Origin of the sequence: Cellulomonas bogoriensis 69B4 = DSM 16987, assembly GCF_000767165.1 — a bacterium.
GTDB classification, from domain to species: domain Bacteria; phylum Actinomycetota; class Actinomycetes; order Actinomycetales; family Cellulomonadaceae; genus Actinotalea; species Actinotalea bogoriensis.
In genome coordinates this window covers 1-362 of the sequence record NZ_AXCZ01000485.1, presented here as the reverse complement: position 1 = coordinate 362, position 362 = coordinate 1, and the positions used below count along the sequence as shown (strand labels likewise).

Sequence of the window (362 nt, the reverse complement as noted above, 5' to 3'; positions counted from 1 at the left end):
TTCTGGGAGTACCACGACCTGCTGTTCGAGGGCGGCGAGGTGCGCCGTGGCAACGAGCTGACGACCGACGGGCTGATCGCCCTCGCCGACCGCGCAGGCCTGGACACCGAGCAGTTCGCCCGGGACCTGGACTCCGAGGAGGTCGCGGCGACGGTGGCCACCAACGAGGAGGAGGGGCGTCAGATCGGCGCCACGTCGACCCCGAGCTTCCTGGTGGCAGGGCGGGGCGTGATCGGGGCCCAGCCCACCGAGGTGTTCGTCGAGATCATCGAGGAGGCGCTCGCCGAGGCCCGCTGAGGGCTCAGGAGCGCGCGACCGCCCGCAGCGCGCCGCGGGCGGCTGCGCGCGGTGGGGCGTCGCCG

At 74.3% G+C, this 362-nt stretch carries 1 protein-coding gene; it reads left to right on the top strand.

All coding sequences use genetic code 11. The features are described 5' to 3' along the window. On the top strand, nucleotides 1–297 hold a 297-nt coding region (locus tag N869_RS16140), incomplete at its 5' end, for a DsbA family protein (protein ID WP_035063488.1). Nucleotides 298–362 lie beyond the last annotated feature (65 nt).